This window comes from Paenibacillus typhae (genome assembly GCF_900099765.1).
GTDB lineage: Bacteria > Bacillota > Bacilli > Paenibacillales > Paenibacillaceae > Paenibacillus_AQ > Paenibacillus_AQ typhae.
This window is the reverse complement of sequence record NZ_FNDX01000009.1, coordinates 65,968-87,888: the sequence shown is the minus strand read 5'-3', so window position 1 is coordinate 87,888 and position 21,921 is coordinate 65,968. Positions and strand designations below refer to the sequence as shown.

The following is a 21,921-nucleotide window of genomic DNA, read 5'->3' as shown; positions in this document are numbered from 1 at the left end:
TATGCGTCTTATGAAGTATAATCGCGGCCAAGACCCAGTTCAGTCAACAGCTGTCTATAGGCGATCGAGGTCCGGTCTGCAGGAATATGCGCCTCGGCGGTCAAATCCAGCGGCAGATCCTCCGGTGTCTGGGCTTCAACCATCTCCCGGTCCTCCGAAAACACCTGAAGATTGAATTTGATCGTGTCTTCCACCGGTACAGATTTGTCAAAATTCCGTGAGATCGGACAGAAGAGCCGGGTATAACGGGCAGATACAGGAGAAGCGCAGTTTAAGATCATCAGCTTGCCGTCCTCCGGAAAATGAACCGTGAGCGATGCCGCAAAAGGGGCGAATACCCGGAAAGCCCGCAGCCACATGAAGCCTTCCGGCGCCGGATTCTCCTGGCCTTTACCGTAGTTGCTGACCGTGCTCCAGTAATCGGCGAACAGCTCGTTGCCTTCCCGTCTGACTTTGTACTGCGGGACCTCCGTGTTTTCGGGGTCGGCAAATGAATCAGCATGAACGTAGGCAAAATGGGAAACATCGAGAAAGCCTTCCATCTGGCGCCCGGAAGAGCCGGCAATATCGAAGCTGGGCGGCAAAATATTAATAAAGTCCGGATCATCCCAGCCGCTGAATTCCGGAAGCTGCTCTTCCGTTCCTGCCAGCGAGGTCCAGATTAACCCGTAGCGCTCCACGGCCGGATACATGATGAGCTTCAGCTTCGGAGAGATTTTCGCATTTGGGTGTGCCGGAACGGAGGTGCAGGCACCTTCGCAGTTATAACGGAAGCCGTGATACGGGCAGACGATTTCTTCATTTTCGACCCATCCGAGACTGAGCGGGGCCCCGCGGTGGAAGCAAAGATCCCGGGCGATCACAACCTTGCCGTGACTGCGGTAGCAGACCAGCTTAACATCCAGCAGCTTGACGGATACCGGTTTATCTTTGATTTCTTCAGCAATGGCAACCGGATACCAGTACTGGGACAGAACCTGCCAGTCACCCGGTGTAAAAGTACAGTCACGGGGAAGCTGCATCTGAGATTCGGCAAGCGCATTGGTTTTTGTCATGGTAGGTTCTCTCCTTTTGGTTGTAGGTTTTGGAAATGCAATAAACCCCAGGTTAAAGAGGCGCAGAGGGAAGAAGGGCAGTATTTAAAAGTTCAAAATACAAGCCGCAACAGCTCATGCATCCTCTTGTAGCCTGGGGCAATTTACGGTTGCCTGGTCGAGACGCCCACTCCAATTAATGGGCTTATACAAGAATGACAATGTTATTTAATGTGACATTTATCATATAAATAATACTAAATCATCGGACTTGTATTTGTCAATGTTAAATTTAGTGACACGAACTCATTTGTTTTTGATGCAGCCTGTAAACTTATCGCAATTTAACAGCTGGAGAGTAAACAGTAAATATTCTTTATAAAAAAGACTCGCGCTTTCGCCAGCTGAGCTTTCTGATATATACTGGAAAAGAAATATACAAGATTATCCATTCCCTTGCCAGAGAGCAAGGAGTATACAGCCCTTGAAGGAGGTACATTACTACATGCTGCAAGCACCTGAAATTGTGATCGAAGAGTACGAACCCAGCAGGCACGCCAAATCTATCGCTGAAATGTGGAACAGAAGTTATGAAAGCTGGGGAGGAGATAATTCGTATCAGACGGAACAGAGTGTAATTGAGGAGCATCAGAACGGAACCCACCTCAAGCTGTTTCTTGCCGTTGCCGCCGGTGAGGTTATCGGATACTGCAGCTTTTCCCATTACAAGGAAGACACCGGGGCCTTATATATCCCGCTGCTGAATGTACGGCCCGATTACCATGGCCGCAAGGTCGGCAAGATGCTCATCCTCCGCGCACTGGAGGAAACGATTAAACGGGGCTGGCCCCGTCTGGATCTGTATACCTGGCCGGGTAATACCAAGGCTGTGCCGGCTTATAAGAAAAGCGGTTTTTTCTGGGAAAAACGCGATGATACCACGCATCTGATGAACTTTATCCCGTCTGTTCTGCAGACCGCTGCGGTGAAGCCGTTCTTTGAACAGCTGGACTGGTATAGAGACAGTGTGCGGGAAATATCTGTTTCGCCGGATGGCCGTAAGGAGAACGGGTTTGATTATTTTACATATGCCTGGGAAAAAGACGGGCTTAAGCTGAAAATGGAATATGAACGCACGGGACGCGGGTTACGGCTGATTGAAACGGTTGATTATCTGATTCAGGCCTCCATACCGCTGCAGCATCAGCTTCCCTTCGGAAGCAGCTATCCGGTAATCTATGAGGCTGTGAACAAAAGCGGCAAGCCGCTTACCCTGCAGATCAAGGGGATCAGCAATCCGAAAATCTGCTTCGAGCTGGAGGAGACAAGGATTGTTGAAGCAGCTGAGCGGGTTGAGGGGCAGTTCCGGGTGCATCCGGTGGAAGAAGAGCAGAATGCGTTTCAGACACACCCGGTTGTAGAAGCAGAACTGCTCATTAATGAACAGCCTGCAGTGTTCAAGCTTGGGATCGAGCCGAAATATCCGGTTAAACTCAGACTTACGCTGCCTGACCGCACTATGATTTATAAAGGAGAATTCTTTGAGCTGGATATCACAGCCGAGAATGAATACGCTACGGAGGCATCGTTCAGCTTCAGCCTGCAGGAGGATGCCATACTGGCATTTGATCAGCCTGCTGTCCAAATCACGGTTCCGGCAAAAGCCCGCAAGACGCTGACTCTATCCGCGCAGCTTAAGGAGTGCGGGATCTGGAACCAGAAGCTGGCCATTACTGCCCATACCGGAAGTCTGGAAGCTGCTGTAATTGAGCAGGAGGTCAGTCTGGTATTTCCGGGAACGGAGGCTGCCTTCGGCGGCAAGACAGACAAGGGCTGGCTTATCCGCAGCGGCCGGTATTCGGCGCATCTGGACAGATCCAGTAATACACTGGAGTTGTATGAAGACCGGCAAAAAGCGCTGGGGCTGATGTTTCCGAAGTTCGGCCTGCCGTATACAAACGAATTCAAAAAGTCTCCGGCAGAGCAGGTGACTACTTACCCGGATGGCGAAGCAATGGTGCTGGAAGCTCGTTATAAACTGGATTCCACACGGGAAGGCCTGCTTTTAACGACGGTGATCAGGCTTCACAGGAATGGTATTATTGAACGGTATCACCAGCTTCATAACCAGTCGGGTGCAGATTTTAGAGAACCGCTGCACCTCAAGGAAAGCTTTGGCTTCAGTCTGGAAGGAGCCGTCATTCCTTACAGCGGGCAATATATTGATCTGAAGCATGGGGTCAATGCCGCGAGTCCTGACTACTGGGATGTGCAGAAGCTGACGGAAAACTGGCTGTATGCTGATGACGGTAACATGACCCGGGGCATTGCCTGGCCGGCTGACCGCACCTTAATAAGGGATCACTGGCTATATGCAGTGGAGCATCCGTTTGAACACCTAGCGGCAGGCGGCACCTTAGAGACAGGGGCACTGCGGATCGCGCTGGGCACCTGGAGCAGTTGGCAGGATTTCCGGTCCTATGCACTGCAGCAAGGGCATTCCCCTTCCCGGAAACCGGATACATCCGCTCAGCTGAAGATTAGCTTGAACGGCGGAAATCCGTTTATCAGCGCGGCGTCTGAGCTGCAGCTGCGGGAGCAGAAAATGAGCTTCCTGGAAGGGGAAATCTCCTTGTCTGCTGCTGCTGGCAGCATTGTGCCGCATAGCCGGGTGATCCGTGCCGCTGAGCAGCTGGCAGAGATCAGCCTTCCGCTTCTTTCCGGCAGACAGGGGGAGGCCGATATGCTTCAGCTGCAGCTTGATATGGAAACTCATCATTCGACTGAAAGCTTTCTGGTGATCCCGGTATCCGGGGGTGAAGTGAAGCGGCAGGTGAGCCGTACAGAACAGGGTGAAGTCCTTACTGCAGACAATGGTGTGCTGCAGATTAAGGCTGACGGCAGCTTTGCACCGGCTCTGTTTTCCCTGCAATATCAGGGCCAGGAATGGCTCGATTCCTCCTATCCGTTACCGCAGCCCAAGTCCTGGTGGAATCCGTGGACCGGCGGTGTATTTACCGGAGTTGAGGGTCTGTCACGCCTCAGCCTTCAGGAGGAGCCGAGGGAAGCTGCTTTTGCCGAGTTGACTGACAGCAAGGGCAATGGATGGTCTGGTATCCGGGTTAGCATCAAGGGTACTCATAATCGCAAATTACAAGGGCTTACGCTTAATCATTACTTTCTGCTGCTGCCTGGTGTACCGGTGCTTGCTTCTGTGGTTCAAATCGTGCAGAATACTGGTGCACCGCTTCAACCCATGACATTGCACACCCTAGGTTTTTATAAAACCGGCAGCGTGCTGAAGAGCAGCAGGGGGACGGTGAAGAATGCGGCTGGTGAAAGAATCACATACAAGGCCGGGAGAGTTCAAAATGAAACTAAAAGCTCTAGCGGCATCATTCAGTTTAGCTCAGATGAGCGGAAACAGCGGATGAGTCAGGTTTCCTGTCCGGACAAAGCAACACCTGAGCTGATGGTTAATACCCATGTCATTTCTTCTTATGTGGCAGAGCAGCTGTACCTGAAAGACGGGGAGACCCGGTTCAGCACACCGCAGTTTTATATACTCTCTGATCTGGATATTCCGGATGAGGCCTTCCGGGACCTGTTCAACATCAAATTCAATCTTTAGATTCCAGGAAAGGACTTATCTATGAAAATCATTGATGCACATGTCCATTATTCCAATATTGAAGCTTTTCACGAAACGGCGCAGACGCTGGCGCATATTGATTATTCGGAAAAGGGGCTGCTCGAAGAATTCCGGCGATCCGGTGTCATAGCAGGTGTGGGAATGGGCGTGACAGAGACACTGCCAGGCGCTTTTCCCGATTCTGCGTCCCTGAATCCGATGCGGCTTGATCTGGCTGAGACGCTGCCGGACAATCTGTATACCTGTGTGGGCATTAACCCGCTTACCCTGCACCTGGACGGACAGCTGGAGGCACTGGAGCAGTCTCTGCAAGAAGAGCATGTTGTCGGCATCAAGCTTTACGCAGGCTACTATCACTTCAATGTAGGCGACGAAATCTATGCTCCTGTCTACAGGCTGGCATCGCAATACAATATGCCCGTCGTCATTCATGGAGGGCTTACCTATGCGGATAAAGGGCTGTTGAAGTATTCCCACCCGCTGTCAATGGAGGAGACCTTCCTGAAGCACCGTGACCTTACCTTTATGCTCTGCCATCTTGGAGATCCCTGGGTAATGGATACTGCAGCCCTCCTGGAGAAAAATCCGAACCTGTACAGCGACCTGTCCGGCTGGATTGTCGGTGATTCTGCCAAGGTAAACAGGCTGCTGGGCGAGCAGACGTATACCGATCATTTCCGACGCGCCATTGTCTTTGCCGAGAAGTATGACCGGCTGGTGTTCGGTACCGACTGGCCGCTTATTCCGCTGGAGGCCTATATTACATTTGTGAAGCACCTCATTCCTGAAGTACACTGGGAAGATGTCTTCTACATAAATGCGCTGCGGGTTTTTCCCAAGCTGGAGCAGCTGATCCACAAACTGAAATAATCCGGCAGTTGTATAGAAAGTCTGCCAGGGAGAGGAAAGTCATCATGAGAAAAGTCATCGTCATCGGTGCAGGAATTCTAGGTGCTTCAACGGCATACCAGCTGGCGAAGCTGGGGGCTGAGGTGCTGATTATCGACCGCAAGGACCCGGGGCAGGCTACTGATGCCGCTGCCGGAATCATCTGCCCCTGGCTGTCGCAGCGGCGTAATCAGGCCTGGTACAGGCTAGCCAAAGCGGGAGCCCGCTTTTATCCCGGTTTGATCAACGAGCTTGAGCAGGAGGGGGAGACCGAAACCGGCTATGCCCGGGTTGGTGCGCTCAGTGTCCATGTGGACACGGATAAACTCAAGCAGCAGGAAGAACGTGCAAGAAAGCGGCTGGAGGATGCGCCGGAGATTGGCGAATTAAACATGCTGACTAGTCAGGAGACACTTGAACAGGTTCCGCTGCTGGCTGAAGGCTATCATTCCCTGCAGGTCAGCGGTGCTGCGCGGGTGGACGGCCGGGCGCTGCGTGATGCGCTGCTGCGGTCTGCCCGGCACAGCGGAGCCCGGCTGCTGAACGGGGATGCGTCGCTGCAGTTTACCGGAAACCGTGTTACCGGAGCGGTCGCTGACGGGCAGATTTTCGCCGCAGATAGTGTAATCGTCTGCGCCGGTGCGTGGGCAGGGCCGCTATTGCTACCGCTCGGCATCAGATTTAAGGTAAGCTATCAGAAGGGTCAGATCATGCACCTGAAGGCAGCGGATCAAGCGGATACAGGCTCATGGCCGGTAGTTATCCCTCCTACGGATCAGTACCTCCTGTCCTTTGGCGGGGGCAGGATCGTGATTGGGGCAACACATGACAATGATATTGAAGGCTATGATACTAGTGTAACAGCCGGCGGGATACAGGAGGTTCTTAACAAAGGGCTGGAGCTGGCTCCCGGACTGGCAGACAGTACAGTTGAAGAGGTACGGGTAGGCTTCCGTCCGTTTACCCCCGGCTTTCTCCCGGTGATCGGTGCAGTGCCGGGCTGGGAGGGCTTGCTTGCTGCCAACGGGCTCGGAGCCTCAGGATTAACGATGGGGCCGTTTATCGGAAGCCAGCTGGCGAAGCTGGCTCTGGGACTAAACCCGGACATAGAGCTGCTGGATTATGATCTTGGCTTAGCCATAGAGCAGCAGATTTAATACAACAACTAGAAGGGGGATTCAGCAATGAGTATCGTCGATATCATCAAAACCCGGAGAAGCGTTAAACAATTCAAGCCGGATCCTGTCAGCGAAGCAGACCTGTTATCGTGGCTTGAGGCTGCGAGCTATGCGCCGAACCACCGGATGAATGAACCGTGGGAGGTTGTAATCCTCGGAGCGGAGACAAGGGCAGAGCTGAAGCATAAGACGGACTTTGGCGGAGCGCCGGTTGTCCTTGCGTTATTATCCAAATCTGCAGCAACCCCGTTTGAGCGTGACGAGAACGTAATGGCGGTTTCCTGTTTTGCCCAGAACTTTCTGCTGGCCGCACATGAAGCAGGCGCAGCTGCCTATTGGGCTTCATTAGGTGCACTTCCTCATAACCGTCATATCATCGGTGTACCGGAGGATTACGATGTTATCGGTGTTTTTGGCATCGGCTATCCGGATGAACTTCCGCTGCTCAAGCAGAGAACGCCTGTAACCTCCAAGATCAGTTACCGTCCTTAAAAAGATCAGCCGCGCCCTAGCGCGGCTTTTGTATTGTAATGCGTGATACGTTCGAACCGGAAAGACTCTGATTGCCGGTGACCTTATACGGTTAATGATTGGCAGACTTATCAGCAAAGGAGGATTTCCAGTGGCAGATCAGCGCAAACACAACATTCATACGACACCGAATCCTGACGGAGGCTGGGATAATCAGAGCGGCGGCGGGAAGCTCAGCCATCACCGCACCAAGGAGGAGGCCGAGCAGGCCGGCCGTGAAGAAGCGAAGAGAGCCCGCACCGAGCTGAAGATCCATAATAAAGACGGAAAAATTTCAGACTCGGTCAGCTATGGAAATGATCCTTTTCCGCCTAAAGGATAATAATTGGTTTCATGAATATGCCGCTGAACGGGAACTCTAGAATTTGAGGAAACGCTCAAATTCTAGAGAGAATGAGGACGGTATTCATGAATCAGGCTTCGGGTAAAGAGAAAACACAGGAAAAGAAACTGAAATGGTGGCAGTTAAGTTTGCTTGGGGTTGCCGGAACGATCGGCACAGGATATTTTCTCGGTTCAGGACTGGCCATTTCCATTGGAGGCCCGGCCGTGCTGCTTGTTTATTTGCTGGCAGCTGCCGGTACATATGTTGTCTTTGATGCGCTGGCGCAAATGACTGCCCAGCATCCTGAACAGGGCTCCTTCCGGTCCTATGCCAAAAAAGCATTCGGAAGCTGGGCCGGATTCGGCAGCGGCTGGGTATACTGGTTCTCTGAGCTGCTGATTATGGGCAGCCAGCTTACGGCGCTGTCCATTTTCTCCCGGTTCTGGTTCCCGGTGGTGCCGATGTGGACCTTTGCAGCGGGCTATGCCGTTCTTAGTCTGCTCATCGTCTTTTTCGGGAACAAGGGGTTTGACCGGGTGGAAAATGTGCTGGCCGTTATCAAAGTGTCAGCGATCCTGATGTTTCTGATACTGGCAGCGGCTTTTCTGGCCGGATGGATTGGAGGCGCCAAGTATGCGCCCGATATGCCGAACGGCTTCAAGGGCTGGCTTCCTTCCGGAGGAATTGGCCTGTGGTCTGCTTTTATTTTTGCCTTCTATGCTTATGGCGGCATCGAAGTGCTGGGCATTATGGCGAACAGGCTGGAGAATCCGGAGGAAGCGCCCAAGGCCGGCAAGGTCATGCTGCTGTCGCTGGCTACGGTCTATGTATTATCCATCGGTCTCGCCGTTATTATGGTTCCGCTCAGTGCGTTTAATCCTAAAGAAAGCCCGTTTATGCTGGCGCTGAGCAGCGACCGGCTGGCTTTTGTCCCTCACATCTTTAACGGGGTGCTGATTATAGCCGGCTTCTCGACCATGACCGCATCCCTGTATGCGATTACCTCCATGATGATTACCCTGGCCCAAGAGGGGGATGCCCCCCGGATGTTCGCAAAGAAATGGAAGGACAAGTATCCGTTTCTGGCGCTCTGTCTGATTGCGGCCGGATTAACCGGAGCCATTATGATGTCGCTGTGGCTGCCGGACAGGGTATACGAATACATCACGACTGCTGCAGGCCTCATGATTCTGTATAACTGGTCATGGATTCTGCTATCTTCCGGCAAGCTGCTTAAATCCGGCAAGCTGGGCGGACTGAAGCGCTGGAGCGGACTTATTCTGATTGGAGCTGCGGTTGCAGGCACCCTTTTCCATAAAATAAGCCGTCCGGGCTTCTTCATCAGCCTGCTGATTGTTGCTTTAATCGCACTAAGTGACTTTATTGTCCAGCGTGTGAAGCGCAAACAGGGAACTGCCTCGGCGGAACAGGAACAGGAACAGCAGGACATTGAAATTTCCGGGCATCAGACTCTCCTGGGCTCTGAATTCAGAATTAAGGGAATCCGGCTGCGTAAAAGCAAGGTTTAGTGAAGGAACAGCAGCCGGGCAGCCTGTACTCCGAAATACAGGCCGAAGCCGATAAGTGAGAGGCCTGACAAGACGGAAATAGCCTGCAGCACACGGGTGGTCAGCAGTCTGCGGAATACGCTTGAAGCGGCAGCCATCGAAAAATCCCACAGCAGGATGCCAAGTACAATTCCTCCGCTGTAAATGAGCAGCTGCTGCATGGGGAATTCGCTGGCTGCTTTGGCAAGCACAGAGCCGTAAATTCCGAACCAGAACAGAATGGACAAGGGGTTGAACAGGGACATCAGGAAGCCGGACAGAAAGGACCTGAACAGAGAGGTGTCACTGCCGCCTCTTAAACCGGCTGTTGATACTTCCCGTGAACTCCTGATTCCGTCTATGCCCGTATAGACAAGGACAAAAAACCCGAAGAGCCACAAAAATGCTTTGACAAACGGTGCATCCAGTAAATGAATCATGCCGAAATAGACGAGCAGCATATAGATGATGTCTGCACTGACGGCACCAAGCCCGAGTGACCAGGCATGAAGGAATCCCCCGCGCAGACCCTTGTCCAGCTGAGCCGCGTTTATGGGTCCGATGGGTGCGGAAAGGGATAAACCCAGAAGCATATAAGAGACAAACGAATGAATGTTGTTCTCCTCCTTTTTAGGGTACTGGCCAGTACTAGCCTATTCGCAAAAAGGAGGAGGTAGGACAACCAATTTGAAGGCCCGCGAAATTTCGCGGGCCTTCAGTATATTACACTTCAATAATAATCGGCAGGATCATTGGACGGCGCTTGGTTTTCTCGTACAGAAATTTCCCGAGAGCCTCTCTGAGGGTCTGTTTGATGACATTCCACTGGCCCAGGTCTGCCTGGTTCAATTTCTCGAGGGTCGCTACGACAAGCTGATTAATCTCCTCGATCAGCTTGTCCGAATTGCGGACGTAAATGAATCCGCGGGAAATGGTATCCGGTTCATTCAGCAGCCGTCCGTCTGACTGGCTCAGGGTGATCACCGTGATCAGAATACCGTCTGCAGACAACTGGCGGCGGTCCCGCAGAACCACGTTGCCGATGTCGCCGATGCCAAGGCCGTCAACATAGATTTGCCCGGCGGGTACGCGTCCCGACTGTCTGACAACGCCGCCTGCGGATTCGACCAGCTCGCCGTTTTTCAGCAGGAAGATCTTGTCCCCTTCAACCCCTACAGCCTCAGCCAGCAGGCGGTGATGATGGAGCATCCGGTATTCCCCGTGAATCGGGATGAAATATTCCGGCTTCATCAGTGTCAGCATCAGCTTCAGCTCCTCCTGGCTGCCATGCCCGGATACATGAAGCTCGCTTCGCGAACCATAGATGACCTTGGCGCCCAGAACGTAGAGGTTATCAATAATCCGGGCTACATTGCGTTCATTGCCGGGAATCGGATTGGCTGCGAGCAGCACGGTGTCCCCGGTACTGATCTCCATCTGCCGGTTGCTGGAATTTGCCAGCCGGGACAAAGCGGCCATCGGCTCACCCTGGCTCCCTGTACACAGGACGGCGATCTCATGCGGCGGCAGCTTGGCCGCTTCGGCGGGTTCGACCAGCATCCCATCCGGCACATTCAAATATCCCAGCTCCTGGGATACACCTACAACGTTCACCATGCTCCGGCCAAGCAGGGCGAGCTTGCGTCCGGTCAGGCTGGCGGCATCAACGATCTGCTGCAGGCGGTGGACATTCGAGGCAAAAGTGGAGATGAAGATTCTGCGGTCCGCTTTTTGAAAAGCTTCTTCAATGTGTGTACCCACCAGTCTCTCAGACGGAGTGAATCCGGGCCGTTCGGCATTGGTGCTTTCAGATAGCAGAAAACGGACGCCTTTTTTACCGATGTCGGCCATTTTATGTATGTCCGGATACTGTCTGTTGACAGGGGTCATATCAAACTTGAAGTCGCCTGTGTGCACAACGGTGCCTTCCGGTGTATCGAATACAACGCCAAGGCAATCGGGAATACTGTGGTTGGTTCTGAAAAAGCTCACTTTAATGCTGCCAAAATCAAGAATGGACTCCGAATCTATGCGGTGCAGACTGGTCTGGCGGAGCAGTCCGTGTTCTTTAAGCTTGCTTTCAATTAAACCAAGCGTGAGACTGGAGGCATACAGCGGAAGATTGAGCTGCTTCAGCAGATACGGAATACCTCCGATATGATCCTCATGGCCGTGGGTGACGATCAGGGCCTTCACTTTATCGGGATGAGCCAGCAGATACGAAATATCCGGAATGATCAGGTCAATACCCAGCAGGCTTTCATCGGGGAACTTGGAGCCGCAGTCAACCACGATAATATCATCACCGTACTGAATGAAATACATATTTTTGCCGATCTCCGTTACGCCGCCCAGTGCACCAATCCAAAGCCGGTTCTCTGGCATTATACGTGCCTCCTTTATTGTAGGTTTACTGGTATTATGTATAGCCGCGCGGATTATTATCCTTAATACCGTAATTCCAGGCTTGCCTGGCAGAACGCCAGTTCTTATAATTAGAAGCATTAAGCAGCTTGCTGCTAAAGGGAGAGGTACTGAGATGAAGCAGAAGATTACGGCTTACTGCCTGAGCAAGCGGGGGGCGGGGTTGGAGCAGCCCTTCGGACCCGGATCGGAAGTCATTAAAGTCGGAGGTAAAATGTTTGCGCTGATCTTTAGGGGAACCAGGGATGAATTCCGGATCAATCTGAAATGCGACCCTGTAATTGCCGGGAACCTGCGTGAACAGCTCGAGGCCGTCAAACCGGGCTATCATATGAACAAAAAGCACTGGAATACCGTTATCGTCGACGGTTCCTTATCACTGGCTGAGATTTATGACATGATCGACCATTCCTATAATCTGGTTGTCGCCGAGCTTCCAAGAAGCCGGCGCGATATCCTTTTGGAAGAATAGGATGGCGGCAGCTCTGCAATGCTCCCTGAGTTAGGGTACCTGCATCCGTTTATAAATACATATACAGACAGCTGACAGGAGGAAGCCCATAAACAGGAGAGCAGAGGTGCATCGTATTGAAAAAAATCTGGATGTTATCGTTACTGACAGCTTTTATAACCGCCGGTTGCTCGTCCGCAGCAGAAGAGCCGCCGCTGTCCCTGCCGGCAGCGCAGGAGAATCAGGTTCAGGAACAGCCTGCGGCTTCAGCTCCGCGAGTATCAGCGCTGCCTGTACAGACAGCAGCTCCTGAAACAGACGCAGTACCGGAACCGGAGGTTCTTGCCGCTAATCTTGAAGTGCCTTGGTCAATAGCCAAGGACGGCGATGTCTTGTATATAACAGAGCGGACCGGAAGCATCGTGAAAATTGAAGACGGGACTGCGGTAAAACAGCGGGTTGAGCTGAAGAAGGAGCTGGCGGGCGTTTCCGAGGCCGGCCTCCTGGGACTTGCGCTTGATCCGGATTTTGCGGAGACCGGACTGGCTTATACCTATTACACTTATGATGAAGGCCCGGAAATTTTTAACCGCATCGTAACGCTCAGATTGGAGAAGGATGCCTGGAAGGAAGAAGACCTGCTGCTTGACAATCTTCCAGCCGGCTCTGTGCATCATGGCGGAAGGCTTGGGATCGGACCTGACGGCAAGCTGTATGCCACGGCAGGTGATGCCGGTGATGCGGAGATTGCCCAGGAACGCGGAAGTCTGGGCGGCAAAATTCTGCGGCTGAACCTCGATGGGTCAGTGCCGGAGGATAATCCGTTTGCAGATTCCTATGTCTACAGCTACGGCCACCGGAATGCTCAGGGTCTTGCCTGGACGGAGGACGGGGTATTGTATGCAAGTGAGCATGGCAACCGCAGCCATGATGAGATCAACGAAATTGAACCGGGTCTGAATTACGGCTGGCCGGTTATCGAAGGGGAAGAACAAAGGGAAGGTATGGTGACGCCTTTATTCACATCAGGCGGTGATACGACCTGGGCGCCGTCAGGCATGGCTTATGCTGACGGCAGGCTGTATGCAGCGGCTCTGCGGGGCAGTGCCATACTGGCATTTAATCTGGAAACTGGCGGGGAACGGGAAGTTGTAACCGGATATGGCCGGGTCCGTGATGTGCTGATTGCAGATGACATGCTTTATTTTGTCAGCAATAATACCGACGGGCGGGGTACTCCTCAGGAGGAGGATGACAAGCTGTACCGCGTCTCCCTGTCTGCGCTGGATGAAGGCTAAGTGTTACACTGCCTGCCTAAGGCTGAGTATCCTGTAATACAGGGACAGCAGCCGCAAGCTGCTGTTTTTGTATAGAATGAATGCTGTGGACCGTACTACTCACTGTCCATTAGCTCATTAATGTAACGGCTGTTCAGCGTCTGCTCGGCAGACTCTTTGTTATGCTTGTAGGATATCTTATAGATACAGGAAAAGATGACATTCAGCACATATTCAAACGCCATCTGCGAGGAGAAGGTTCCGATCTTGGCATGCTTGACTTCGTCATCAGGAACACAGATACAATGCGTACTGAGCTGTGCCAGCTCACTTTGAGCGGCCGCGGTAATGGTAATAACAGGGACTCCCTGCCGTCTGAGGTGGCGGGCTGCTTTTAAATAAACCGGTGAATTCCCGTGATATGTAACAAAGACTGCACAGTCCTCCGGCGTCAGATTAACGGTATGGTATGCCCATTCATGCAGCTCTGTTGCAATTACAGCATATTTGTTGATTTTGATCAGCTTGTTCTGAAAGCTCCTGGCTCGGATCTGGGAATCCCCCAAGGCATACATAAAGATTCTTTTCGCCTGATCCAGCATGCCCGCTGTCTGTGCAAGGACTTCATCGTCCAGATAGGCATAGGCTCTGCTGACCGTTTCTTTCATTAGTCCGGCTATTTCCCCTGCTACCTGCAGCGCGGTCTCCCCATAGCCAAACGGATAATTCGGATCGACACTGGAGGGAATCTGGGTTTGCTGCTGAAATTCGCGGGCAAGCTGGAGCGTGAACTCCTTGAACCCGGATAAACCGAGCTTACGGGTCAGCCGGTTGATTGCCGAGTGGGACGTATAGGTAGCTTTGGCAAGCTCCTGTATGTTAAGCTGCAGCATATTTTCCCTGTGGTGCAGGATATAGGCTGCGATGCTCTGCTCATTAGTTGTAAAATGGGGCATTTCTGATAATTGCCGCAGCAGCTTCAAAGCTTTTCACCTCGATAAACATTTTGTTCAATCATGAAGGGCAGATGGTGCTGTGATTTGGTCGTTTGTACCGTTTTGCCTCCAGATTCTTTACGCCTGTACAAGTTCCTTTATAATAAACGAAAAAGACCACAGGGGGAATGCACATGCTGACCATCGCTTATATTGGAAACGGCAAAAGCACCAACCGCTATCACTTGCCGTTTGCCCTGAACCGGGACTATCTGAAGGTAAAAACCATTTACGCCCGCAATCCGTACAAAGCAGAATGGGACAAGCTTCCCGGTGTTCTGTATACAGATGATATCCAAGCCGTAATGAACGATGCCGAGATCCAACTGGTCGTCGTATGCACACATATCGATTCGCATTATTCATATGCCAAGCTGGCGCTTGACCACGGCAAACATGTGCTGGTAGAGAAGCCTTTTATGATGAGCGCCGAAGAGGCAAAGTCGATCTTTGAGTATGCCCGGGAAAAGAAGCTGATTATCCAGTGTTACCAGAACAGACGTTATGATTCAGACTTCCTCACTACGAGAGCAGTAATTGAATCGGGCAAGCTTGGCGAGCTGCTGGAGGTTGAGATGAATTATGACTATTACCGGCCGGAGACTCCGAATTCGGTTACGCAGTTTTCCCGGTATGGCAGCTACCTGTTCGGACATGGCGTTCATACGATTGATCAGGTGATCTCTTACTTCGGGACACCGGACCGGGTGCATTATGATGTGCGGCAGCTGCTCGGATCAGGCAGAATGAACGATTATTTTGATCTCGACTTTTATTATTCCACGCTGAAGGTATCGGTCAAATCGAGCTTTTTCCGTCTGAAGGCCCGGCCGAGCTTTGTGGTCTACGGTAAAAAGGGAGTATTCGTCAAGCATTCGATCGACCGCCAGGAAGAGCATCTCAAATTATTTTACCTGCCGCAGGGACATGCCGATTTCGGGGTGGATACGCCTGAACATTACGGGACGCTGACCTATCTGAATGATGAGGGCAACTACCATGAAGAAAAGATTGTATCCGCCAAAGGAGATTATGCCCGGGTCTATGACGACATCTATGAGGCGATTGTCAACGGCCGGGAAAAAACAATCAGGGATGATGAAACGGTTGCCGTCATGGAAATTTTGGAACGCGGGATCGAGGGGTGCAGCTGATGAAGCTCGGAATTGCCGGAGCGGGGAACATAGTCCTGGATCTGCTCAGCTTTGTGCAGGAAATACCGGGGATTGCTATACAGGCGATCTGTTCCAAGCCCGAACATCAGGAGAAGCTGCTTTTGCTGCAAAAGAAACACAGAATCCCGCAGATTTACCACAGCTATGATGCAATGCTCGCGGATACGGATGTCGATACAGTCTACATCGGACTTCCGAATCATCTGCACTTCACATACGCAAGGGAGGCGTTGCTCAGAGGCAAACACGTGATCTGCGAGAAGCCGTTCACCTCGAATCTGGAGGAATTCCTGGAGCTGCAGCGGCTAGCTCTTCAGAACAGGCTGGTTCTGGCCGAGGCTATTTCCAACCAGTATCTTAACAATTACCTGCTTCTGAAGGAGCATTTGCCCAAGCTGGGCCCGCTCAAAATCGTAGAATGCAATTACTCCCAATATTCGTCCAGGTACGATGCCTTTTTGGCCGGAGAGGTGCTGCCTGCCTTTAATCCGGAGCTGGCAGGAGGGGCACTGATGGATATCAATATTTATAATATCCATTTTGCAGTCGGCTGCTTCGGGAGTCCGGAGAAGGTGCTCTATCATGCCAATATGGACCGCGGCATTGATACCTCCGGCATCCTGCTGCTGGATTACGGTGAATTCAAATGCGTCTGTATCGGGGCCAAGGACAGCACCGGGCAGAATGGAGTGAACATTCAGGGGACCCGCGGATATATCCATATGTCCGGGCCCGCAAACGGGATTGACAGCTTTGAATATGTACAGGGCAAACAGCCGCCCGTGAAGATAGACCGGAAGAATCATCCTCACCGGATGTATGATGAATTCAAGGCATTTGAACGGATCATCCGGGAAGGGGACCTGAACACAGTGAACAAGATGCTGGAGCACAGCGGCAAGGTTATGCAGGTCGTTGAACAGGCAAAGCAATCGGCCGGGCTGGTGTTTGGTTCCGGCCGGCGTGGCGCGTAAAGGAGTCGAACGAAGAAAATAGCAGTTATAGTTGTATGAAGTGCAGTTAGAGTAAAATGAGTGTGGTATTAAGGCGAGAACAAAATGAATAACTTAGGACTGCAAGCCGTACGGATCACCGTACGGCTTATTAGGATTTCTACACGCATGTTATTATTGTTATTATAAAAATTATATAAATTGATAACATGTAAATATAGGACTATAATTAACAACAGGACTATACTATTCATCCTTTATATTGAATTAGCAGAAATATGCGATTGGGAGTGGGATTCTTGCAGACAATGATCAAGCTGGAAGGCGAATGGAAGCTGCAGCTGGATGGAGACAAAAAGGGGCTTGTATTGCCTTACACTGATACTATTCAATTACCGGGCACGACCTCTTACGCCCGAAAAGGACCCAAGAACGAGGAGGTTCTGATCAGCGCGCTGACTGACGAATATCTGTTCGAAGGCCAGGCTTGGTATTCAAAGGAGATTGAGATCACTGAGGAGGCCGCTGATCTGTCATGCCGGTTGTATCTGGAGCGCACGCGGATGACAACGCTTTATATTGACGGGAAGGAAATCGGCAGCCGGGACAGCCTGAATACAGCACATGTGTACGATTTGGGCCGCCTGACGGCAGGCAGCCATAACGTTACAGTCTGTGTCAGCAACACCGGATACCCTACCAAAGGCGGACATATGACCTCCCCGGATACCCAGACGAACTGGAATGGCATCACCGGCCGGATGGAGCTGCAGTTCTTCGCTGAATCGTATTTGAGCGGAATCCGGCTTACTCCGGATATGGCAAGCCGCTCGCTCCGCATCACAGCTAAGCTTGAAGGCAGCGCAGAAGCAGTGCTGACTGTATCCGCTGCAAGCTTCAACGGTGATGCTGTGAATGCAGCCGGACATGTGGCGGCTGCACAGACGTATGTGCTCACACCGGGGGATTTTGACTTAGAATACAGCCTTGGCCCTGATGCGCTGCTGTGGAGTGAATTCGCACCCAATCTGTACAATGTGAGCCTTGCCCTAAGTACTGGAGAAGGTGTTGTAGCTGACCGCAACGAGCTTGTCTTCGGCTTGCGGGAGTTCAAGGCGGACGGCGATAAATTTGCTATAAACGGACAGAAGACCTTTCTGCGCGGCAAGCATGACGGACTGATCTTTCCGCTGACCGGCTATGCGCCGACCGATGTGGAAGAATGGGTCAGAATCCTCGGGATTTCCAAATCCTACGGCATCAACCATTACCGGTTCCACACCTGCTGTCCGCCTGAGGCGGCTTTTACAGCGGCAGATTTGCTGGGCATCTATATGGAGCCGGAACTGCCCTTCTGGGGCACCGTCACTGAACCGACCGACGATAACCATAATCAGGCGGAGCAGGATTATCTGGTGAGCGAAGGCTATGCCATTCTGCAGGCTTTCGGCAACCATCCGTCCTTCGTTATGATGTCGCTCGGCAATGAGCTGTGGGGCAGCAGGGCCAAAATAGATTCCATTCTAAAGGAATACAAGGAATTTGACAGCAGACCGCTTTATACACAGGGTTCCAATAATCACCAATGGGTGCCGGAAATTCTGGAGCACGAGGACTTTTTCTGCGGAGTGCGGTTCTCCAGAAGCCGGCTGTTCAGAGGCTCTTATGCAATGTGTGATGCGCCGCTGGGCCATGTTCAGACTGCTGTGCCGGGAACCATGAAGGATTACGACGACCAGTTCGTACCTCCTGCAATGGCAACGGGTGCGGATGGAGGAACAGGAACCGGAGGTGAAATTCAGATCCAGTACGGCACCGAAGCCAAAACGGTACAGGCTGATGATGCTTCCGGAGAATGGATTCCGCACATCCCGGTCATCTCGCATGAGATCGGCCAATATGCGACCTACCCTGATTTCGAGGAAATAGCCAAATACAGCGGACCGCTCAAGGCCAAAAATTTCGAGGTCTTCCGTGAACGCCTGGAAAAGAACGGCCTTGGCCATCTTGCTGCCAAATATTTTGCAGCTTCCGGCAAGCTGGCGGCTGCCTGCTACAAGGAAGAGCTGGAGGCCGCCTTCCGCACGAAGCGGCTTGCGGGGTTCCAGCTGCTGGATCTGCAGGATTTCAGCGGCCAGGGCACTGCGCTAGTCGGTATCCTGGATGCTTTTATGGACTCCAAGGGCATGATTACACCGGAGGAATGGCGCACCTTCTGTAATGATGCAGTACTGCTCGCGCGGTTCCCGAAATATAACTACGTTTCCGGGGAACCGTTCCAGGCGGATATTGAGCTCAGCTGGTTCCGCAGCAGCACTCCGGATACGCTTGAACTCGATTGGTCCTTAACGGCAGACAGCGGAACATTAAGTGAAGGAAATGGGATTGCAGAGATTCCGGCAGATGCTAATTATTTTCAACTATACCAGCTTAAGCTCGACCTTCCGGTTGTTAAGGCAATGACCTCCGTTAAGCTGAATCTGCAGATTACCGGCACAGATATCCGCAAGAGCTATGATCTTTGGATTTATCCCGATACAGGCAGCACCGGACTTGAAGACGTGCATGTTTGCCATGAGCTTGATGATGAAGCGCGGGCGCTGCTGGAGCAGGGGGCAGATCTCCTGCTGATGCCGGACCCGAATTCACTGAAGAATGCGGTCCAAGGCTTTTACAGCACCGATTTCTGGTGTTATCCGATGTTCCGTTCCATCTCCGAGAGCATGAACCGTCCTGTGCCGGTCGGCACGATGGGTCTGCTGATTGATAATACTCATCCTGCGCTCGGAAGCTTCCCGAGTGAAGAGCATTCCACTTATCCTTGGTGGAACATTATCGAGCATTCAAAATCACTTATTCTGGATGGTACGGATCAAAATTGGAGTCCGATTGTCCAGACCATCGACAACTTCGAGCGTAATCACAAGCTGGGCTTCCTGCTGGAATGCCGCGTTGGTGAAAGCAGGCTGCTGATTTGTCCGCTCCATGCAGATAAGGCTGCTGAGACTCCGGAGGGCAGACAATTCCTGTCCAGTCTTACCGGCTACATGCGCTCTGAGGCATTTAATCCGGAGGCAGAGGTAACCATTGACGAGCTGCAGCGGATTATTCGATAATTGTCCGAAGCTCCTCAGATGCAGTTCCGATAAGGTGTTGTAGTCCGCTCTCATTGCCCTGGTGCCATTTACCAGTCTTCTGCCGGCAAAATAGTGTTATGGTAGAGGGTAGCAATGGATACGAGGTGATAAGTTGTATGACTAAGAAACACTGTTTGTTCTGTGATGCTATTGTTCCGATCGAACGGGAGGGGGAATATGACCGTTATCTGGATTGCTCCTGCTCTCCGGGCGGGTTCTATTTCCTCCATAAGGACAGCTATGATGCGATTAATGCACTGTCGCACGCTGCCAAACGGGATCTGCTGCATGTTGTTTCAGGCTACATCAGGGAAAAGACCGATTGTGGCGAGCACGTCCATCTTTCTTCCGGTGATCTGGATTCAATAGCAGGCAGTCCCAAAACCCCGGTAACGATTGAGGACAAAGGAAACCGGCTGCTGCAGTTCCTGTACCGGCATTCTGAGTCTCCGGGGGACCCTGTTATGATTCATCCGCTGTCTGCCAGCTATAACCTGACCTATTCCCCTAACCTGCAGGAATTGGTATATATCATAGACAAGCTTGGAAGCGAGCAGCTGCTCATCCGGGAAGGGATGAATTTTCAGCTTACGCAGCAGGGATGGAATGAAGCTGCCGCAAGTGCGGGCGGCAAGAAATTAAAGCCCTGCTCCGTGCTTCTTTCCGCTAATGATGAGCTTACTGCCTTGTGGCAGGAAAACTTATTGTCCACAATCGGCCAATACGGTTATCTGCCGTCTGTGCTTACTCATCCGGCGGCGAATGACAGCGGGCAGTATCCGCTGGAGCAGCTTGCCGAGAGCAAATTGATCATAGCTGATTTAACAGGCCGCTCAGCAGGTGTATATTTCGCAGCAGGCTATGCGCTTGGACTGGGCATTCCAGTAATCTGGACCGTACACAGCAGCGGAGCCGCCCAGCTTGATGTCCAGCTGCACGACATCCGTCCGCTGGTCTGGGATACGGCAGAGGAGCTGGCTGTGTTGATCAGACAAAGACTCACTAAATAACAGATGATTTATAGTTTAACTGCCTGAATTAATGCCAAACAGCCTGCACCGGATCAATAATCCGGTGCAGGCTGTTTTTTTATGAAGCGTCAGCGGCTAATGAAATCACAAATCCATTTATGATGTACTTGCAGAGGTCACCGCAGCTTTTAGTTCAGTTCCCATTCGTGAAGCAGCATGATTGCTGCCCCGGTTGCCACTGCTTCATCCGTAAGTGCACCCTGTGTGAAGACGGGACTGTACTCCGGGTAGCGGTACGTATTCTTCTTAGCAACTTCTACGGCTGTCTGGAACACCAGCGGGTCAGCACTGACCAGTGGACCGCCGAGAATGACATATTCGGGATGGAAGGTATTGATCAGGTTGGCCAGTCCGATGCCCAGATAACGGGCCGTTTCGGTAAACTGCTCCTTAACGAGCGGATCACCCTTTGACAGGGCATCAACCAATACTGTGAAATTGACGCGCTCCGGGACAAGCGACGACAGGAGGCTGCTCCGGCCGTTGCTTAGCTCGCTGCGGACCCGCTCCTCAAGCGAAGGTACAGATACAAAGGCTTCAAGTGCACCATAGTTCCCCTTATCCCTCAGCCGCGGCCCTTCAGTCCGGATGATCATCTGTCCGACCGCTCCTTCCGTGTCAACGGCACCGCGGATGATTTTGCCGCCGGACATCATCCCGGAACGGATGTTGGCTCCGGCATGGACATAGAGCGCATGCTCGACATTTTCCCCGCGGAAGGCCCAGTGTTCGCCGATTAACGCCGTGTTGGCGCCATTGTCCAGCTTGGCCGGAATTCCCAGCCGAGCAGTCAGCATCTCACATACCGGTACGTTCTTCCATGAAGGGGAAGGAAAGAGCTCCGGCTCCAGAATCACCCCGTTCTTCTGATCCAGCGGACCCACCGCACCAACGCCGATCCCCAGCACCTGCTGTGATGAAATCCCCTCCTTGGCCATAAAGGCATCCGCAGCTTTACCGACAAGCTCCACCAGACGTTCCGGGGTCATCCCGGCATCCATCTCCCAGCGTGTCAGAGATAAAGTTTTGAGATGCAGATCATACAGCCCAAGCTTGGAGTACAGTCTGGATATTTCAAGCCCCAGCAGATAGCGGTGGCCGGGGTTGGTCTGGAACAGAACCGGCTTCCTTCCGCCGGTAGAGCTGCCGAAGCCGGAGGCGATAATCAGGCCCTGTGAAATCATGTCTTCCAGCAGCCTGGTCAGACTGCTGCTGGCCACGGCAAAATGCTGTAATAAATCAGCCTTCGAAACGGTACCATGCTCGAAAATCCGGTCATATACCTGTTTTTTTATAGAAGGAGCTGAATGAGTAATCATATGT

Annotated in this window: 17 protein-coding genes and 1 riboswitch; of the genes, 12 read left to right on the top strand and 5 right to left on the bottom strand. The window is 52.1% G+C overall.

The window, feature by feature from the left end; all coding sequences use genetic code 11:
• Positions 1-8: 8 nt before the first annotated feature.
• Positions 9-1,055 (bottom strand): aromatic ring-hydroxylating oxygenase subunit alpha, encoded by a 1,047-nt coding sequence (locus BLR64_RS10440; RefSeq protein WP_090714056.1) that lies wholly within the window; start codon positions 1,053-1,055, stop codon positions 9-11.
• 109 nt (positions 1,056-1,164) lie between these two features.
• A riboswitch (purine riboswitch) is annotated at positions 1,165-1,267 on the bottom strand.
• Positions 1,268-1,539: 272 nt separating this feature from the next.
• Here BLR64_RS10440 and BLR64_RS10435 point away from each other — a divergent pair.
• From BLR64_RS10435 to BLR64_RS10410, 6 genes are all read left to right on the top strand, one after another.
• Positions 1,540-4,665, top strand: coding sequence for a GNAT family N-acetyltransferase (locus tag BLR64_RS10435; protein ID WP_090714055.1), 3,126 nt, complete (start codon positions 1,540-1,542; stop codon positions 4,663-4,665).
• A gap of 21 nt (positions 4,666-4,686) precedes the next feature.
• Complete coding sequence (locus BLR64_RS10430; protein WP_090714054.1) at positions 4,687-5,556, top strand: amidohydrolase family protein; 870 nt, start codon at positions 4,687-4,689, stop codon at positions 5,554-5,556.
• A 44-nt stretch (positions 5,557-5,600) separates the two neighbouring features.
• Entirely contained in the window at positions 5,601-6,731 is a 1,131-nt protein-coding gene (locus BLR64_RS10425) for an NAD(P)/FAD-dependent oxidoreductase (protein ID WP_090714053.1), read from the top strand.
• Positions 6,732-6,758: 27 nt separating this feature from the next.
• A complete protein-coding gene (locus tag BLR64_RS10420) occupies positions 6,759-7,244 on the top strand; it encodes a nitroreductase family protein (protein WP_090714052.1) in 486 nt (161 codons plus the stop codon).
• A 130-nt stretch (positions 7,245-7,374) separates the two neighbouring features.
• Positions 7,375-7,605, top strand: a complete 231-nt coding sequence (locus BLR64_RS10415; protein WP_244157665.1) for a DUF2188 domain-containing protein — start codon at positions 7,375-7,377, stop codon at positions 7,603-7,605.
• 86 nt (positions 7,606-7,691) lie between these two features.
• Positions 7,692-9,137: an amino acid permease gene (locus BLR64_RS10410; RefSeq protein ID WP_090714050.1), complete on the top strand. Its 1,446-nt coding sequence runs from the start codon at positions 7,692-7,694 to the stop codon at positions 9,135-9,137.
• Here BLR64_RS10410 and BLR64_RS10405 read toward each other — a convergent pair.
• Positions 9,134-9,748 carry a LysE family transporter gene (locus tag BLR64_RS10405; RefSeq protein WP_415841035.1) on the bottom strand — a complete coding sequence of 205 codons (615 nt, stop codon included), beginning with the start codon at positions 9,746-9,748 and terminating at the stop codon, positions 9,134-9,136. The genes BLR64_RS10410 and BLR64_RS10405 overlap by 4 nt on opposite strands.
• Positions 9,749-9,878: 130 nt before the next feature.
• The gene (locus tag BLR64_RS10400) at positions 9,879-11,540 is read right to left on the bottom strand and encodes a ribonuclease J (RefSeq protein ID WP_090714048.1); all 1,662 of its coding nucleotides are present in this window, start codon (positions 11,538-11,540) and stop codon (positions 9,879-9,881) included.
• Between the two features lie 154 nt (positions 11,541-11,694).
• On the opposite strand from BLR64_RS10400, the gene BLR64_RS10395 reads away from it, so the two are divergent.
• Both BLR64_RS10395 and BLR64_RS10390 read left to right on the top strand, forming a co-directional pair.
• Positions 11,695-12,051 (top strand): MmcQ/YjbR family DNA-binding protein, encoded by a 357-nt coding sequence (locus BLR64_RS10395; protein WP_090714047.1) that lies wholly within the window; start codon positions 11,695-11,697, stop codon positions 12,049-12,051.
• Between the two features lie 116 nt (positions 12,052-12,167).
• Entirely contained in the window at positions 12,168-13,328 is a 1,161-nt protein-coding gene (locus tag BLR64_RS10390) for a PQQ-dependent sugar dehydrogenase (RefSeq protein ID WP_244157664.1), read from the top strand.
• Positions 13,329-13,423: 95 nt separating this feature from the next.
• Here BLR64_RS10390 and BLR64_RS10385 read toward each other — a convergent pair whose 3' ends face one another.
• Positions 13,424-14,290: a MurR/RpiR family transcriptional regulator gene (locus tag BLR64_RS10385; RefSeq protein WP_090714046.1), complete on the bottom strand. Its 867-nt coding sequence runs from the start codon at positions 14,288-14,290 to the stop codon at positions 13,424-13,426.
• Positions 14,291-14,436: 146 nt separating this feature from the next.
• On the opposite strand from BLR64_RS10385, the gene BLR64_RS10380 reads away from it, so the two are divergent.
• The 4 genes from BLR64_RS10380 (at position 14,437) to BLR64_RS10365 (ending at position 20,577) form a co-directional block, all read left to right on the top strand.
• Positions 14,437-15,456 carry a Gfo/Idh/MocA family oxidoreductase gene (locus tag BLR64_RS10380; protein ID WP_090714045.1) on the top strand — a complete coding sequence of 340 codons (1,020 nt, stop codon included), beginning with the start codon at positions 14,437-14,439 and terminating at the stop codon, positions 15,454-15,456.
• Complete coding sequence (locus BLR64_RS10375; RefSeq protein ID WP_090714044.1) at positions 15,456-16,451, top strand: Gfo/Idh/MocA family protein; 996 nt, start codon at positions 15,456-15,458, stop codon at positions 16,449-16,451. Before BLR64_RS10380 ends, BLR64_RS10375 begins: the two co-directional genes overlap by 1 nt.
• Before the next feature lie 287 nt (positions 16,452-16,738).
• Positions 16,739-19,546: a glycoside hydrolase family 2 TIM barrel-domain containing protein gene (locus BLR64_RS10370; RefSeq protein ID WP_090714146.1), complete on the top strand. Its 2,808-nt coding sequence runs from the start codon at positions 16,739-16,741 to the stop codon at positions 19,544-19,546.
• A gap of 137 nt (positions 19,547-19,683) precedes the next feature.
• Positions 19,684-20,577, top strand: a complete 894-nt coding sequence (locus tag BLR64_RS10365; RefSeq protein WP_090714043.1) for a hypothetical protein — start codon at positions 19,684-19,686, stop codon at positions 20,575-20,577.
• A gap of 149 nt (positions 20,578-20,726) precedes the next feature.
• On the opposite strand, the gene BLR64_RS10360 is transcribed toward BLR64_RS10365, so the two are convergent.
• A complete protein-coding gene (locus BLR64_RS10360; protein WP_090714042.1) occupies positions 20,727-21,917 on the bottom strand; it encodes an ROK family protein in 1,191 nt (396 codons plus the stop codon).
• Positions 21,918-21,921: the final 4 nt, after the last annotated feature.